The organism is Streptomyces sp. NPDC005761 (genome assembly GCF_040630635.1).
GTDB lineage: Bacteria > Actinomycetota > Actinomycetes > Streptomycetales > Streptomycetaceae > Streptomyces.
Genome location: NZ_JBEXXX010000021.1, coordinates 82,605 through 98,446, shown reverse-complemented (window position 1 = coordinate 98,446; position 15,842 = coordinate 82,605). Strand labels below are relative to the sequence as shown.

Here is a 15,842-nt window from a genome sequence, read left to right as displayed (position 1 = left end):
GCACTTCGTCGTCTTCACGAATCACCGACGAACGACGCGGCGGTCCGCCAATGATTCACGACAGCCAGAGAAAGCGATATGAGAAAACCAGGGGCGGGACATGACCGATTACCACTCCCGTCTGATCGATTCTGCTCACATGAGAGCGAACCCGATCAGACAGAAGCGTCCGAGCTCGACCATCACCCCGTAGGAAGAGGCGATATCCCGCCGCCCCTGCAACCCTTACCCGGTGCCGGATTCCATCGCCCGCACCAGACTGGTGGGCCGCATGTCCGTCCAGGCGGCCTCGATCGCATCCAGGCACTCCTGGCGCGACCCCTCCGGTCCGCCCACACTCCAGCCGCCCGGGATGTCGATGTGCGCCGGCCACAGCGAGTACTGACCCTCGCCATTCACCAGCGTCACGAACCGTCCCGACTCGTCATCGAAAGGATTGCTCACTACCGCCCCCTGACTTGTACTCACACTATCTACGACATGTTCATCAGCGGTTTTCAGGCAAGCTGGCGCGAATCAATTCTCAGCACCCCGCCACCGAGCCATCCACTCCTTGCGGTGCACTCTCGGCCACGCATGGCGGGAATGCATCAGTCCTTGAGATATCGACGTCACACCAACGGACCTAGGACACTTTCCCCGGATCCGCCCGAACACTCCAAACAATAGAGGACCCCCGATGACCAAAGATGCGAACTCAGTCCATTACTTACGAGTAGCCAATGGGGTGACGAGGAAGCGGGTCGCCCGAGACATATGCCAACTCGCCCTCGACACAAATATCCGGCCACCCCATGCCCTTCTTGTGCGCGTATCACTGAATTCGACCCGCTCAAATCCGGATAGCGCCGGCGTACGCCAGCGGACTCTGGGACATGGACAGATCGCGCCGCGCCCCCATGCGCCGGTCAAGCGCCCCGCCTCATTCCCGCCGGACCGGGCCGGCCCGGGCCCGGTGACGACAGCAGCTGGCTCCATGGCGCAAGCCGGTCCGGCACTGCCGAAGGCCGACAGGGCGGAGCCACGGGCTGCCGTCCGGGACGACGGTGACGGAGGGGAACGTGGAGACGGCATGGCAGCGACCCAGCCGCGAGAGAACAGCGGCCGCTCCCGCAACGGCACCCTCGCGAAGGGCGGGCTGACCGACATCGGCCCGGTGGGGACAGCAGCGCCCCGCGACCGCGGCGGCAGGTTCGAGCCGAGGACTGCCATGAGAGGTCAGCCGCCGTGCAGACCCCACGAATCGAGGCCGCCGTAGATGTGAGCCTCGAGGCATTGAGGTGCGTCGAGGCCGACGGCCTCGCCGCGGTAGAGGGCGATGAGTGTGTCCTCGCCCCGCCACCAGGTGTCAGTCAGGCCCTGCACTTCGGACACCTGCTCGTACCCGCCCAAGTCCAGGGACTCGACGGCTCTGCCGGTGGTCCTCGTGATGGTCTTGGCCCAGCGTCGCGCGTGGGTGGCCAAAGCCAGCGATTCCACCCAGCCGTCCGTACTGGCATGCAGCGGCGCCCAACGGGAGCCGTGGATCCCGAACTCGCCGCCAGGGCCGATCATGAACCCGTAGGCCATCGACACCCGACAGTCACCGGCCGGAATCCACCAGCCCTCCACTGCCGAGCCCTCGGGAACGTCCGCATCGAGGATGCGGGGGCCGCTCTCGTAAAACGGGGCCGGAGGCAGCGCGAGACCGCCCCAGCGGTCCTGAAAGGCAGAGGCACGATCGATCTCCGCGGCTGGGATGCCGCGTCTGATCCACGCGTCGCGGCGGCGTCCGACACCCTGCCGGGGAACGCGAATTCCCTCTACTTCCACGAACCTCTTGGCCCTGCTGGTCAGACCGTCAGGCGCGACCGGGATAGGCGATACGGGAGTGGTGGCCGTCATGGTGCCGAAGTCTAGGGGCGGGGCTCACCTCACCCCGGCGAGGGTCCCGCCCGCTGTCTCGAGGTCCAGGAATCGCGCGCGGGGACAACTCATGTGCTCGTGGGCCGACCATGGCGCTCAGTCAGGCTTCGCCACTGGGCTCGGCATCGAGGCTCTTGCTCCAACCGACCGGGATGCAGCCACGGCACGATTCGCTTCGCGAAGGCCATGGCCACGGCCACGGCTGACGTAGGGCCGATCTCCGGGGCTGACCTCGCCGTGCCCCCACGTTCCCCGAGCCGCCACCGGAAGCAGCGGTCCCGGACTCCGGTACGCGGCGACGCGCACGAGCAGCGCACGGGCAACCGCTCGCCGGGCCACTACCGGCCCACCGACAAGATCCTCGCCTTCCTCGACCACCTGAGACCGCGATCGGCCTGGCTGCGGGGCGAGCCTCGGCTCGACGAAACGCAGTCAGTCCTCCCACGGCCACCGGCTGAAGTGCCACCAGCGACCGCGCGGTGAAACGGTGTGCCTCAAGGCCGGGTGATCGAGGATTCTGTCGTCCAGGAGCCCGACGATGCGGGCGAGCTCGCGCGCGGACTTCAAGGACAGGGCGTGTACGGCGAGCTCCAGGAGCTCCCGCCATTCGTCCGGCTCCGGTGGGCAGCAGGACGGTTCACCGCAGCCCGTGCGAACGTCAGGCGCACGCCGTCGCGGCGTACGCGCCACTTCACTCCAGGCAGCCAGGGCTTTGCCCAGGTCACCTGGCGCGAAGCGAGTTCGCTCCAAGCGGATGATCTCAGCCTGTGTCGATCCGGAAACCTGACCGATCTTCGAATATCGTCCACGCTCCCCCGCGAACCTCCGGCGGGCCGAGCGCAGGTCCGACGGACGCCTACGCGGCATGGCCCTTTCGTTGCACTGTCACGGCACCAGTGTGTCAGAGGCCGAGCAGTCAGTCCGCAGCAGGAGGCCGCGACTGTGACGGACGAGCAATCCCCTCACCGGCTGCAGCCAGCAGCGCTGACCCTCGCTAGGCGCAGTCGCGGTCTCCCCATCTGCCTCCGCCAATGCAGAAAGGAATGGACACCCCCTCGTCGGCAGCCGCGACCAACTCGTTCCCGAAACGGGCTGCCGGCACGTAGCGGACGCGGACGTCGCGCCTTGCGACCTCCGCGCCCAGGGCGATTGGTGGCTGCGACTTGCCGGTGCCGCGGCTCGCAGGCTTGCCCCGGTCGCGTTCACGAGGGTGTTGACGATGGCCGGGCCGATGCGGGGTTGGCGTCGAAGCCGACCGCCCTCAGGCAAGTGTCCCGCGGAGAGGACGCGGCCTCGACCGGGCGTTCGGAGCGCCAACCGGCCCGGTCGTCGCACTCGGCCGGCAGCAGTTCGCCGCCAGGAGAACACGTGCCTATGGACGCAACGAAGTCCTCCTAGGGCAGCATCGAGCAACGTGTGCCCTGTCGTGTGTACGGTCGTTCCATGAGCGCCAGTGGACAACCCGGGGCAGAGGAGATTGAGGAGCACTTCCTCGCAGTCCTGGATGGACGTCTGAGCCGGGACGAGGTGGATCGGTGGGCGGGAGAATGGATGGCCGTCGACGATCTCGTGTGGGATGACTTGGCGTGGTGGGCGCTCGATCGCCTCAGCGGCATTGACCTCCCTGCCGGGCCGGACGGCAGCTTCCTGCACGATGAGAAACAGATCCGCGAGTGGTTGCGCGAACTGCGTCTTCGCCGGCCACTGCGCTGAACTCGCGTCATCGGAGGGCTTGTGCAACGTGGCGAAGTCTGGTGGGTCCAGTTCGACGAGCGGAAGTTGGTCGTACTGCTGTCGGGAGACGACACGTCCGGGATCCGGGTGATGCAGGTCGTCGCTCCGGCGGGCGCCGACATCAGCGGTCTGGGCATCGAAGTGACGGTCGGCGCCGGTGAAGGGCTGCCGTTCGATGGCGTGCTGCGGCTCGCGTTCCCGCGTCCAGGCTTCACCCCTTGCACGTGGCTGACCACTGTTTCCCGTGACGACCTGATAGAGCGGGCGGCCGTCCTGTCCTCCGTGAAGCTCGGAGAGATTGACGATGCCCTCCGACTCGCTGACCAAGCGCAGGAGCGGACCCCGGCAACGACCGCGAAGCTCAGCGAGATAAGGGACGCCCTCCGTCGCGGTGAACTCGGGTAGACGGAGAAGGAGCCGACGCCCTCGAGGCGTGGGCTGTCTCGGGCGAGATGATCGACGCCGGCTACCCGTCTCCTCGGCGCCCCTCACCATCGAGGCGCCCCTCACCATCGAGATCACGATCTACGGCTGGAATACTAGTCGGTTGAGCTGATCATGTGCCGGCGCGCGTGGAGCGCACGAACCTGCTCGCTGAGCTCCGCTTCTGGCCCTGCCACCTCGACGGACGGAGCAACCGCGCTGACGGGCAGCGGTGCCACCGGCCCCGCAGGGATGCCCCATTCGCGATGCCACTGGGTGAGTTGTTGGCTGCTGCTGGCGTATACGATCCGTCCCAGACCGACCCAGGCGTGCGCAGCAGCGCACATCGGACAATGCTCGCCTGACGTGTAAACCGTCGCCTGCGCGCGCTCCGAGGGGGAGAGATGCTGCGCAGCCCATCGGGCGATCTCAAACTCCGGATGCCGTGTGTGGTCACCGCCGGCGACTCGGTTTCGGTCTGCGAACCTCTGCTCGCCCTTCGCGTCGACGAGGATCGAGCCGAACGGCTCATCACCGGCATCCAACGCCTCGCGGGCCAGATCGATACAACGGAGCAGGTGTCGGTGGTCCTCGTCGGTGAGCGCACTCTCCAAGGTCATACTCCACTTCATCATGCTTCAACCGTCGAGGTCGCGTCCGGGCCGCGCCAGGGCCTGTTGAGAACGTGCTGGCGAGTGAGGTCCGGGCGTGCACAGGGGGTGTCGTCGTCAGGGCAACAACCGTGCTGCCGGGCCCGGACATGACCCCGGCCGGCGGTGGGGGCGGAAGTGGTTGCGGCGAGAGACCGGTCGGGCCGGGTTCCTCCGTGACCGCCCGCCGAAGCCGAGTGAAGACGGGCGGGCGGGGTGGGACGGGGAGGCGCGCGGCCGTGCTGTGCACGCGTCCGCCACTGCTTGCGCCAGAACAGCCAGCAGCGCGTTGCGCATACTTTCAACGAACTTTCTTCACACGATAGTCACATGTTTCGGTATGCTCCAGCACGCTCCATCCGCACCATTGAGGGGGGAATCCTCATGAACGCCCGTCACACCCTTGCCACCGCCGCGGCTTCCGCTTCGGTCATCGCGCTCGGCCTCATAGCCGCCGCTCCCGCGCAGGCTGCCGAGTACTCCTCCGCTCTGAAGATCAAGGGCGTGCAGTACGACGCTCCGGGCAAGGACTCCAACAAGTGCTCGGGTGGCAACACCAAGAGCGAGTACCTGACGATCAAGAACTACTCGCGCACCGCGACCGTCAACCTCAAGGGTTACGTCGTCAAGGACGCCGTCGGCAACAAGTTCGTCTTCAAGGCGTCCCACTACCTGCAGCCCGGCGACTACGTCAGCCTGCGCGGCGCACACGGCACCGATTCCGACGCCAAGAACGTCGTCTACCGCCAGAACTGCAACTTCATCTGGAACAACGACAAGGACACCATCTACCTGTACAAGCCCACCGGCGCCCGCGCCGACGTCCACACCTACACCAAGAAGTCCAACGACCGTGACGGCAACGGCTACATCACCTACCACGGCTGAACCACCGGCACCCAGCGTCACGGAGCTTGGGCACGTGCCTGCATCGGAGAGTTTCGACAGCGGCCTCCAGCCCAAGCTCCGCAACACAAAGGGACGGCGCAGAAGCCGTGCCGCGGCCGCACATGGGGTGGTGCCCGCGCCGCGATGGCCGGCTATGTGGTGGGTCCCCGCGGAGTGGTGATGACCAGTCCCGCCGAAGTCGAGAGTGTGGCGGGCCCGGGCGCCTGCGGCATACGCGAGCCCGGCTTCGGCAATGGGACCGGGACAGGCCGGCCGCGGCGTCCTTCTCGTAACCGTCGCGATCTGGTTCACCGCGCTGGCGCGCAGTCGACTCCGGTCCTGACGCTCACCCATCGGCGGCCTTCGGACCGGTGGGACGTCGCGACGGCGACGTCAGCAGTGTCCTCTGCGTCGGGACGGTCGACGGCGTTGAGGATGGCCTCGGTGCCGTGAGTGCCGACCATGTCGACGAGCGGCTGGAGGTTGCCTCCGACGGGGTCGTTCTGCGTAAATCTGCACATCGCCCCAGGTGGAGAGCCTGGCCAGGCTTGCGGGAACCGCTAGAGACGTGTCGCAGTCCGGACCAGGTCGGCGACGGCTCTGGACCGGCTGTGCGGCGGCCAGGCGATCACGGTGGTGACTGTCGGCGCGTCCAGCACGGGCACGGCGGCGAGATCACCGTGCAACTGGGCCCGGCACGACTCCGGTGAGACCGCACAAGCACGGCCGAGCGCGACGAGTTGCAACAGCTGCGCGTGGTCCCGGACCTGCGGGCCCGGGCCGGGCGGATAGGTGCCGTCGGGGTCGGGCCAGCGCGGCAGGGGCAGGCCCGGCAGCCCGGTGATGTCGGCCATGTACACATGGGTCCGGACGGTGAGGGGATGCCCGGCAGGCAGGACCACAACCTGGCCCTCCGTGCTGAGCTCCTCGGTGTGGAAACCGGCCGTCGAGTCGAACGGCCGGTGCAGCAGCGCCACGTCGGCCCGTCCTTCGCGCAGGAACCGTTCCTGCTCGGCCGGGCCGCACAGGACCACTTCAACAGGGACCGCGCCGGGTTCGGTGGCGTAGGCGTCGAGCAGTTTCGCCAGCAGTTCTCTGGACGCGCTGGCTTTCGTGACCAGGACCAGGCCGGGACGGTCGCTCGCAGAAAGGGCTGCACGACGGGTCCGCCGTTCGGCGGCGTCGACCGCGTCGAGGGCCGCCCGGCCCTCTACCAACAGCACCGAGCCGGCCTCGGTCAGCGTGACGGTGCGGCTGGTCCGATCCAGCAGCGCCGCACCGAGCCGGCGTTCGAGCTGCTGAATTGCCCGTGACAAGGGCGGCTGCGCCATTCCGAGCCGTTGCGCGGCGCGCCCGAAGTGCAGTTCTTCAGCGACGGTGACGAAGTATCGCAGTTCCCGGGTCTCCATGACGCGCCACGGTATCCCGGATCAATACCCTGAAGGTATCGTCGATCACCCGATCGGTCTTGGACCCCCGCCGGGACCCGAGGGCAGCATGGTCCCCATGAGCGAACGAACGATTGCGCTGGTCACCGGCGCCAACAAAGGAATCGGCTACGAGATCGCCGCGGGCCTGGGCGCCCTCGGCTGGCGCGTCGGCGTCGGCGCCCGCGACGACGAGCGCCGTGCGGCCGCGGTGGAGAGACTGCGAGCGCGCGGCGTCGAGGCGTTCGGCGTACCGCTGGACGTGACCGACGACACGAGCGTGAGTGCCGCCGCGCGACTGGTCGAGGAAAGAGCCGGGCGCCTCGACGTGCTCGTCAACAACGCCGCCATCACCGGCGGCATGCCGCAGGAACCCACCAGGGTCGATCCCGCCACCATGAGGGCGGTCATGGAGACCAACGTGATCGGCGTCATCCGCGTCACCAACGCGATGATGCCGCTGCTGCGCCGCTCCGCCTCACCGCGGATCGTGAACATGTCCAGCAGCGTCGGCTCCCTCACCCGACAGTCAGGAACCGCCGCCGAGCAGACGACGGGTCCGGTGGCCGTGGCCTACGCACCGTCGAAGACCTTCCTGAACGCCGTCACCCTCCAGTACGCCCGGGAGTTGCTCGGCACGAACATCCTGATCAACGCCGGCTGCCCCGGCTACGTCGCGACCGACCTCAACGGCTTCCGCGGGGTGCGCACCCCCGAACAAGGGGCGGAGATCGCCATCAAACTCGCGACCCTGCCCGACGACGGCCCGACCGGCGAGTTCTTCGAGGACTCCGGTGTGGTGCCCTGGTGATGAGCGCGGCGGTCGTCACCCACCGGACACGTGGCAATTCACTGCAGGTTGCAAGCAGCGTGACCATTGGGTTCCGACAAGCGTGACCTGCAGGGTCCGAATTGCAGAATCTCCTCACCCTCATGGTTCCCACTACCGCTTAGCGGCACAGCATCGCGTCGCCGAACCCCATCCCTGCCGGCGCCGAACCCGCCGGACCCGACCGGCCGGGTCTCCTGCCGCGACATGAACTCCCGACCGACCGGTCCTCCCCCGCCGTCGCAGCCTCCCCGTCCATCACGTTGAGGGCAGCGTGACCACGCGCACCGGACGGACGTCACGTCGCCGAGGTACCTGGCCGCGCAGCGAGGCCGGAGCACCCACAGACACGCCGCCGGGCATACCGCCACCACCGTCGTCCTCGCAGCAGTGCACGGCTTCTCGAGCTGTGGGCGGCGAGGACGACGTCCGCGATGGCCAACCGGCGGGCGGCTGTGGGAAATCGCTGTCCGATCACCGCCGCACGGTGATAGACATCCGGCGTGGAAAAGAATCTTGAGTTCCCTGACCTGCTGCAACTGATCGATGAACGGTCGACCGCCTTTCGCGCCGCTGTCGCCGCCGCGCCCAGTCTCGACGCACCGGTGCCGACCTGCCCAGGGTGGACGCTGTTCGACATGGCGAAGCACCTGGGTGGGGGAGACCGTTTCTGGGCCGCCATCGTCGGCGCGGGACCTGCCGACGCTCCCCCGGCCGAGGCCGCCGCCGCGCGCACCGCTCTGGAAGTGCCGCGGGAGCGTGAGGCCCTGCTGGCCTGGATGGCCGCCTCGACGCAGGTTCTGCTGAGCGCCCTGCGGGAGGCGGGCCCGGATGCCGGCTGCTGGGCGTGGTGGAGTGCCCTGCAGACGCCGCGGACCTCTGGCGGAGTCGCCCGGCACCGGGTCCAGGAGAGCGCAATGCACACCTACGACGCCCAACTCGCCGCGGGCGCCCCGCAGCCGCTGCCGGCCGAGGTCGCCCTCGACGGTGTCGAGGAGTTCCTGTTCACCTGCGTGGCGACGCCCAGCGCCTGGCCGCACAAGCCCACGACCTTCGACTTCCACAGCGCCGAGGGCCGTTCCTGGCGCCTCACCGCCGACGGCGACGGCGCACGCTCCACCCGCATCCCCGCGCCCACTGCCACGACCAGCGAGGACTCTGACGCAGCCGGCGTCTCCATCCATGGCACAGCCGGTGAGTTGGTCATCTACCTGTACGACCGAATCCCGGCCGATTCCCTGCACGTTGACGGAGACCCAGGGCTGCTCGACCTGCTCCGCGCCTGGGAACCGGAGGAGTAGGACGTGGCGGCGGCGGTTGGCCGCGCATCGAGCCGGTAGGACGCGACTCTTCGCCAGGCTCGTCAGGCGCGGCACCGGGCTCGAACCCGAGAAGCGGCCTCGGGGCGTCACCAAGCCCCGCACGAGGGGGCTGACGGCGCATCATGCCCTTGTCCAGCGGTGGCCGCGCGACTGCCGGTTGCCGGTCGCACTTCGTCGAGGGCGGTTGCTCCCGGCATCGAGGTCACCTCCCCTTCACCGCACACCCCGTACGCCGTCAGCGCCCAGGAGACTGTCGAGTACCTGCGGATGCTGGCACTGGAGCGCCTGATCGGCCCTCTCTGCCCCGACGGACCACCGGGACATGACCTCGCCCCGCACCCCACCACTGAGGAGCGACCCGATGCCCGCTCTCAGCGAAGTCGCGTACGGCCTGAGCCCTTCAGTTGGCCACTGCGCGTCCCGGTCGGCCGGCCTGCTGTTCAAAGCCGGCGTCGCGGGGTCGGTGGCGCAGCCAAGGCGCAAGCTGGACGATGCCCCACACGATCTCGACAGTGAGGAACGGCCACAGGATTCGCGAGGCACCTTCGGCCAGTGCGTACGCCATCCACGCGGAGAACAGGATACGCGCGACACCGTCGAACAATCCGTGCACAGGCAGCACCCGGACGATGCGCAGGGTGGCCCAGACAACGACGACCGAGCCCATCAAATTCGCGTACAGGGTCTGCCACGGCTCGGGTTCGGGCAGCATGCCCCACCCGAGTCTGTCGCCCAGCGACGACAGGGCGCCGTGCACCAGGGCGTAGGTCCACGGTGTCACGAAACCCGCGGTGACCGCGAGGTCGTACCAGGCGCTGGCGCGTACGACCTGAAGATAGGCGGGACGTGCGGGGGCGGAGAGACGGATCATGGATGAGGCTCCTGTTCGTCAGAGGGCTGACCGACACCTGACGCTAAACAGTGGAGTACGGTCCAAGGTCAAGTCCGTCATCCGAAAGAAGGGGGCGCTGGGGTATGCGCATCGGTGAGCTGGCCGCGCAGACGGGGATGACCAGGGACACGCTTCGGTTCTACGAGAAGATGGGACTTATCGCAGGTCGGCGCCTGGCCAACGGCTATCGAGACTTCGCCCCCGGGACGGTGGCCTGGCTGCACTACGTGCGGACCGCACAGACACTCGGATTCTCTCTGGCGGAGATCGCACAGACCGGCGAGAAGCTGAGCGGGGCACCGGACGTCGCGGAGGCGCTGTCCGCGCTGTTCGAGGAAAAGATCCAGCTCGTCGACGCACGCATGGCCCAACTCGCAGCCCTGCGCGCCGACCTTGCCGAGCGCGTCGGCACCGGCTGTCCGTTGCGGGCCGGTCAGCGGACCGATCGCAGGCCGTAGGCAGCGGCCGTCACGGTGTGCCGCCGCAGTGACAGCGGCACACCGCACCCAGGCCGCCCGGTGGCGACGGTGCGCCGGGGCGAGCCACACAGCGCGCGGCTGCCTGGCCGCCGCTCCCCCTCCCGACTGCCATGGCAACGTCGTCGACTGCCTGGCCTCCAGCCCGTCGTGTCAAGCAGCAGCCCGCCCACGAGCCCGTCGTACGCGTGGCTCTGGAGACGGGCTGACAGACCGGTGTCGCCTCGGCTCGTTCCAGGGCTGGTAGCCGACCTCGTCGATGACTAGGAGACCGGGCCCCAGGTAGGCCTCGGAGCTAGCCGCCAGACGCCCCGGCGGCCTCGGCGGCCCTGAGGCTGCGGTCCATGTCGTCGAGACGGGTGAAGTATCGAGTAGCGGCCCAGCAGGCCGCGACAGCCAGGGTGACGGAGATGTGCGTCTTGCTGACTCCTGGCGGCCCATGCACCGTCGCCCGTCACCCGAGCCTCCCCGACCTTCTCGAGCACACCGCAGCCCCAACCGGAAACCCAGGCCGTGGGGAATATCAGCGGTCCGAGCAGAGTGCCCCTCGCCCGTGGATCAGTTGACGAAGTCGCTCTTGTAGAAGACGCTGGCCTCGAAGTGGTCGGTGTCGGTGCTCTGCCTGGAGGAGTAGCCGAAGGCGAGACGTGGGGCACCCGAGGCCATCCAGATGGCCATGCCCTGGGCCTCGCGGCCGTTGAGGGAGGCACCGGCGCCCGTCGCGAACTTGTCGTAGTACGTGCCGCCGGTGGCGTTCAGGTCGAGGGTCACGAGGTACGAGGTCCGGTTCGGGCCTCCGTACAGGAGGTACGCGAACCGACCGCACAGCGCTATGCCCTGGAAGAGGTCGGCGTCGGTCAGGCCGAGTTCGTCGTTGTTCGGGATCGCGCGCTCGGCGATCCGGTTGCCCTGGCCCAGCCGTCCCGCGACGGCGTCCGCCATCGAGAACACCGCGATACGCCAGACGCGGTCGGCCGGCTCCTGCGTCGCGTAGCGGATGAGGAGGCGGTTGGCGTACGGGTCGATCGCAGGCCGCGGGAGCTTGGCGAAACTGTCGAACGTCGGGGTCCGGTTCCAGATGGGGGTGACCGGGTCCGTGTACTTCAGAACCATCCCGTCCGCGTACCGGAAGCGCGCGAGCGTCTCACCCGCCCCGTTGTCGTCGGAGTCGCCGCCCTCGATCCACAGGTAGGGCAGCGCGCCGGCGCCGGCCGGCTCCACGCCCATGGAGGAGCCGTGGCCGAACCCCTGGATCGTCGAGGCGCCCAGGACGTTGCCGGCCAGGTCCGTCCGGGAGATCCACAGGTCACCGTTGTGACCCGCGCTGGTACCAACCCGGTGCTGGGCGAAGTACATCTGGGCGTTGACGTGGTCGTAGGCGAAGGACTGCATCGCCCAGTACGGCTGGTGGAGGGTGGCCCTGAGAACCGGGTTCCCACCGTTGCCGGCCAGGACGAAGTGCGGGGAGACGAGAGGGTCCCCGGCAGCTGCGGGGGACGCCGCGATCAGCGGGGCCCCGACGCCCGCCGCGAGCGCCGCGAAGCCACCGCCCGCGCGAAGAAGCTGCCGTCTGCTCCATCCCCGACCGCTGACATCGTCCATGCGTGTGTCGCTCATGGCGCTCCACTCCCCACCCCGCGGGCCCGGTCATTCCGGGCTCGGACAACTGAGTGTATCGGTAACGGAGTTGGCAGAGACCGGAGGGCTTCCTGCAGAGATTCCCGACCTCAAGTGGCATTCTTCTCGTCGCTGTCGCGAGGCGGCGCGTAGGTTCTGTCCGGTCGATCATGTGCGGAGCCAGATGACGAGTGCTGCTGCGGTGACGGTGCCGAGGTAGATGTATCCGCGCTTGTCGTAGCGGGTCGCCACGGCTCTTCGCGATGTTGCTGGCGAAGAACGGTGCTCTGGCCCGACGCAGACACATTCTTTGCCGTGATGCCCGGCTGATTCGGCTTGGACCGCACCGGCCTTCAGCGTTACTGACCTTGAAGTCGTCTTGTCGTAGGGGCTGACGGTTGGTGATCGTCGCGGTATGCCGGAGGTATGAGGTATCCGCAGGGTGGGGGTCTGACCGCGGAGAGGCAAGCATTTCGCGAGCGGGTCCGGATGGAAGCGGTCGCCATGTTCGCCGACGGACGTGGCAGTACGGAGATCGCGAAGGAGTTACGGGTCAGCGTCCGGTCGGTTCAGCGGTGGCGGCGGTCCTGGCGGGAGGCTGGCCAGGACGCGGTCCGTTCCCGCGGCCCGGTGTCCCGTCCGAAGCTGAATGACCGACTGTTCGCGGTGCTCGAGGAGGAGTTGGCCAAGGGACCGGTCGCTCACGGCTGGCCGGACCAGCGGTGGACGCTCGCCCGGATCAAGACGCTGATCGGCCGACGGTTCCACCAGTCCATGACGCTGTCGGGGATCTCCCAGATGCTGCGGCGCCGTGGCTGGAGCCATCAGGTTCCGGCCCGTCGTGCCGTCGAGCGCGACGAGGCAGCCGTCGCCGGCTGGGTGAAGGAGGTGTGGCCGCACCTGGAACCACCGCGGCGGCGCTCGGGGCCTGGATCGTCTTCGAAGACGAGGCCGGATTCTCGATGACGCCGCCGACCTCACGCACGTGGGGCAGACGCGGATCCACCCCGGTCATCCGCGTCCGGGGCCGTTCCCAGCGTCGCTTCTCCGTCGCAGCCCTGTGCTGCTACCAGCCCGGCGAACGATCCCGCCCGATCTACCGGCCCAAACGGCATACCGACCACAAGAGCGGCGGCCGCAAGAGCTCGCCTGGACCGAGTACCGCGACCTCCTCATCGCCGCCCACCAGCAGCTCGACGGACCCATCGTCCTCATATGGGACAACCTGAACGTCCAAAGACCGCCGCATGCGGGCCTTCAACTGGATCACCGCCTACCACCTGCCGCCTTACGCACCCGACCTCAACCCCTTCGAAGGCATCTGGTCAGTACTCCGTCGGACCACCCAGGCCAACACCGCCTTCACCGACCCCGACCACCTCATCCGCCGGCTACGGCACGGCCTCCGCCAGATCCAATACCGCAGCGACATCATCGACGGATGTCTCACCGGGACCGGCCTCACACTGACGACACCACGCCTAGAACCTCAGTAGTGACCCGGGTTCCGCCACATCACCCGTTCGATCCGGTCTTCACACTGATGAAGCATTCCCAGATCAGTCCTCCGGTCGTTACAGATGCTGCCGCGTGTGCCGCGGCATCTGACGGACAGAGAGGACACCATGAGGGTCAAGCGTTTTACTCGCGCCATCGCCGCGACCGTCGCCCTGGCCGCCTTCGGTCTTGTTGCCCCCGCCGCCGCGTCGGCCGATGACGGGGACACCGCCGAGGTCGGCAGTTACTGCAGTCCCTGGGAGGGGTTCTACGGCGACGGCCGCACCACGTACACCGATCTCCGCACCTGCGTCGATGTCCTCAACCGCCAGGGTGCATACCACTTCACCATCGAAACCAAGAGGACCACCTACCGGGATTGGGGAATCTGGTACTCCGCCAGCGAGAACTACCCGGCCGGCGCGAGTGCAACGGTCCGCATCAAGCCGACCCCAGGGCAGGAGGGTCCTTCAGAGGGACGCTTCAAACTCTGGACGCTGGTGTCCCCCAGCTACCGCACCAGCCTGGGCGCCATGAACGAAGCGATCACGTGCGGGACCTACCGCCTCGACGTGCACTACGAGCAGACCGGCCCCTACTACGGGGACGACCGCCTGCTCACCGCCGTGCGTTCCTTCGACAACTTCGTCATCCCCTGCTCCTGAAACCGGGCAGCCGCCGAGGCATCTGACCTCCGCGCCCGGAAGGGACCTGCGTGCCGGGCGAGGGCCCCCGGCGACCCCGGCTCGCCACGAGTGTCCGAGCGCAGGGCCGGCCGACTCGCCGGCCGGGCCCCGGCAACGTGCTGATGGGCACGGGCGATGGTGGAGTCGACCGCGACGCCCCAGTCGGGGTCGCCTTCGGTGTCGGCCTAGGTGTGTTGTCCGGGGACGTTGGTGACACACCTGGGTTCTCTCCGGTCGATCATGTGACTTTCGCTTGTCCTGGTCGTTGGTTCGGGTATGGCGCGGGGTGACCTGACAGATGCCGAGTGGGAACGGCTGCGACCGTTCCTGCCGGTCAGCAACAGGCGTTGTGGCCGGTGACGGGACCACCGGCAGGTGATCGACGGGATCCTTCACCGCGTGCGGACCGGCGTGCACTGGCGCGACCTGCCCGAGCGGTTCGGCCCGTGGAAGACGGTCTACGAGCGCCACCGGCTGTGGTCCGCGGACGGAACGTGGGAGCGCCTGCTCCAGCAGTTCCAGGCTGAGGCGGACGCGGCCGGTGAGATCGATTGGGACGTCTCGGTGGACTCCACGATCGTCCGGGCACATCAGCACGCGGCCGGCGCTCGCAACGATCCGCCGCCGGCCCTTTCCCCAAAGAGGGCTGGGGCGGCAGAACACCAGGACGAGACGCCGTGGCAGTGCCTCGTCGCCCACCTGGCGGAGGTGGTGCTGGAGGCGAGGGCCTGGGCCGCTCGCGGGGTGGGTTCACCAGCAAGTCCACCTGAGCGCGGATGGCCGCTGCCGCCCGCTGTCCCTCGTCCTCACCGCGGGACAGCGAGCCGACTGCTCGCAGTTCGAGCTTGTGCTGGAGAAGATTCGTGTCCCCCGCACCGGTCCGGGCAGACCTCGGAAGAAGCCGGACGGCGTGGCCTGCGACAAGGCTTACAGCAATGGCCCCTGCCGCAACTACCTGCGCAGACGCGGCATCCGGCACACGATCCCGGAGAAGACAGACAGCCGGGCCGCCCGCCTACGCAAGGGCTCACGCGGGGGACGGCCTCCAGGCTTCGACAAGGACCGCTACAGGAAGCGCAACACCGTCGAACGGGCCATCAACAAGCTCAAGCACGCCCGAGCCGTCGCGACCCGCTACGACAAGCGCGGATACATCTACCTCGGCACCGTCACCGCAGCAGCACTCGTCATCTGGCTCCGCACATGATCGACCGGACAGAACCTAGACTAGTCGGCTGCGACCTCACGCTCCCCTATAGCGAGCGAGTGGTGGGCAGGCGGGGAAGTTGGCCCGCCGCCGTTTCGAGGCGATGGGGTTCGCTTTTCTCGGGAGGCCGCGCTGCGGCGACGTCGCCGTAACCGGCTCCGAGGTCTACGGCGGCTGGGCCCGCGTGATCCTGCGCGTCCTGGGAGCGGCAAGCGCCTCTTCCATCATGGTCTGCCGGCCAGACGCAGGGTGCGGCACGCTTCGCCTTCCTGCGGATGGTCTCTGACAG

At 68.1% G+C, this 15,842-nt stretch carries 14 protein-coding genes and 3 pseudogenes; 10 read left to right on the top strand and 7 right to left on the bottom strand.

What is annotated here, in order from left to right:
- Positions 1 to 225 precede the first annotated feature (225 nt).
- Entirely contained in the window at positions 226 to 444 is a 219-nt protein-coding gene (locus ABZ434_RS20550) for an MbtH family NRPS accessory protein (protein WP_359138568.1), read from the bottom strand.
- A gap of 774 nt (positions 445 to 1,218) precedes the next feature.
- A complete protein-coding gene (locus tag ABZ434_RS20545; RefSeq protein WP_359138565.1) occupies positions 1,219 to 1,884 on the bottom strand; it encodes a hypothetical protein in 666 nt (221 codons plus the stop codon).
- A gap of 1,464 nt (positions 1,885 to 3,348) precedes the next feature.
- On the opposite strand from ABZ434_RS20545, the gene ABZ434_RS20540 reads away from it, so the two are divergent.
- Both ABZ434_RS20540 and ABZ434_RS20535 read left to right on the top strand, forming a co-directional pair.
- Positions 3,349 to 3,618, top strand: coding sequence for a hypothetical protein (locus ABZ434_RS20540; RefSeq protein ID WP_359138563.1), 270 nt, complete (start codon positions 3,349 to 3,351; stop codon positions 3,616 to 3,618).
- A 21-nt stretch (positions 3,619 to 3,639) separates the two neighbouring features.
- Positions 3,640 to 4,044, top strand: coding sequence for a type II toxin-antitoxin system PemK/MazF family toxin (locus ABZ434_RS20535; RefSeq protein ID WP_359138560.1), 405 nt, complete (start codon positions 3,640 to 3,642; stop codon positions 4,042 to 4,044).
- 134 nt (positions 4,045 to 4,178) lie between these two features.
- Here ABZ434_RS20535 and ABZ434_RS20530 read toward each other — a convergent pair whose 3' ends face one another.
- A complete protein-coding gene (locus tag ABZ434_RS20530; protein ID WP_359138557.1) occupies positions 4,179 to 4,697 on the bottom strand; it encodes a nucleoside deaminase in 519 nt (172 codons plus the stop codon).
- A 399-nt stretch (positions 4,698 to 5,096) separates the two neighbouring features.
- Between ABZ434_RS20530 and ABZ434_RS20525 the strand changes: the two genes are divergently transcribed.
- Positions 5,097 to 5,600, top strand: coding sequence for a lamin tail domain-containing protein (locus ABZ434_RS20525; protein WP_359138555.1), 504 nt, complete (start codon positions 5,097 to 5,099; stop codon positions 5,598 to 5,600).
- A 560-nt stretch (positions 5,601 to 6,160) separates the two neighbouring features.
- On the opposite strand, the gene ABZ434_RS20520 is transcribed toward ABZ434_RS20525, so the two are convergent.
- The gene (locus tag ABZ434_RS20520) at positions 6,161 to 7,009 is read right to left on the bottom strand and encodes a LysR family transcriptional regulator (RefSeq protein ID WP_359138552.1); all 849 of its coding nucleotides are present in this window, start codon (positions 7,007 to 7,009) and stop codon (positions 6,161 to 6,163) included.
- Positions 7,010 to 7,106: 97 nt separating this feature from the next.
- Here ABZ434_RS20520 and ABZ434_RS20515 point away from each other — a divergent pair, with 97 nt between their 5' ends.
- Entirely contained in the window at positions 7,107 to 7,838 is a 732-nt protein-coding gene (locus ABZ434_RS20515) for an SDR family oxidoreductase (protein ID WP_359138549.1), read from the top strand.
- A gap of 521 nt (positions 7,839 to 8,359) precedes the next feature.
- On the top strand, positions 8,360 to 9,157 hold the full coding sequence (locus ABZ434_RS20510; protein ID WP_359138546.1) for a maleylpyruvate isomerase family mycothiol-dependent enzyme: 798 nt from the start codon (positions 8,360 to 8,362) through the stop codon (positions 9,155 to 9,157).
- A 421-nt stretch (positions 9,158 to 9,578) separates the two neighbouring features.
- Here ABZ434_RS20510 and ABZ434_RS20505 read toward each other — a convergent pair whose 3' ends face one another.
- A complete protein-coding gene (locus ABZ434_RS20505) occupies positions 9,579 to 10,049 on the bottom strand; it encodes a hypothetical protein (protein WP_359138543.1) in 471 nt (156 codons plus the stop codon).
- A gap of 104 nt (positions 10,050 to 10,153) precedes the next feature.
- Between ABZ434_RS20505 and ABZ434_RS20500 the strand changes: the two genes are divergently transcribed.
- Positions 10,154 to 10,528: a MerR family transcriptional regulator gene (locus ABZ434_RS20500; protein ID WP_359138540.1), complete on the top strand. Its 375-nt coding sequence runs from the start codon at positions 10,154 to 10,156 to the stop codon at positions 10,526 to 10,528.
- Between the two features lie 211 nt (positions 10,529 to 10,739).
- Here the strand turns inward: ABZ434_RS20500 and ABZ434_RS20495 are convergent.
- Positions 10,740 to 10,997 (bottom strand): annotated as a pseudogene (locus tag ABZ434_RS20495) (ATP-binding protein); the annotation flags it as partial.
- 107 nt (positions 10,998 to 11,104) lie between these two features.
- The gene (locus ABZ434_RS20490; RefSeq protein ID WP_359138537.1) at positions 11,105 to 12,163 is read right to left on the bottom strand and encodes a hypothetical protein; all 1,059 of its coding nucleotides are present in this window, start codon (positions 12,161 to 12,163) and stop codon (positions 11,105 to 11,107) included.
- Between the two features lie 426 nt (positions 12,164 to 12,589).
- Between ABZ434_RS20490 and ABZ434_RS20485 the strand changes: the two genes are divergently transcribed.
- The 4 genes and pseudogenes from ABZ434_RS20485 to ABZ434_RS20470 all read left to right on the top strand — a co-directional run bounded on the left by ABZ434_RS20485 (position 12,590) and on the right by ABZ434_RS20470 (position 15,553).
- Positions 12,590 to 13,129 (top strand): winged helix-turn-helix domain-containing protein, encoded by a 540-nt coding sequence (locus tag ABZ434_RS20485; protein ID WP_359138534.1) that lies wholly within the window; start codon positions 12,590 to 12,592, stop codon positions 13,127 to 13,129.
- Positions 13,126 to 13,659 (top strand): annotated as a pseudogene (locus tag ABZ434_RS20480) (transposase). Before ABZ434_RS20485 ends, ABZ434_RS20480 begins: the two are co-directional and overlap by 4 nt.
- A gap of 129 nt (positions 13,660 to 13,788) precedes the next feature.
- Positions 13,789 to 14,325 (top strand): hypothetical protein, encoded by a 537-nt coding sequence (locus ABZ434_RS20475; protein WP_359138532.1) that lies wholly within the window; start codon positions 13,789 to 13,791, stop codon positions 14,323 to 14,325.
- Between the two features lie 297 nt (positions 14,326 to 14,622).
- A pseudogene (locus ABZ434_RS20470) lies at positions 14,623 to 15,553 on the top strand (IS5 family transposase).
- Positions 15,554 to 15,842 lie beyond the last annotated feature (289 nt).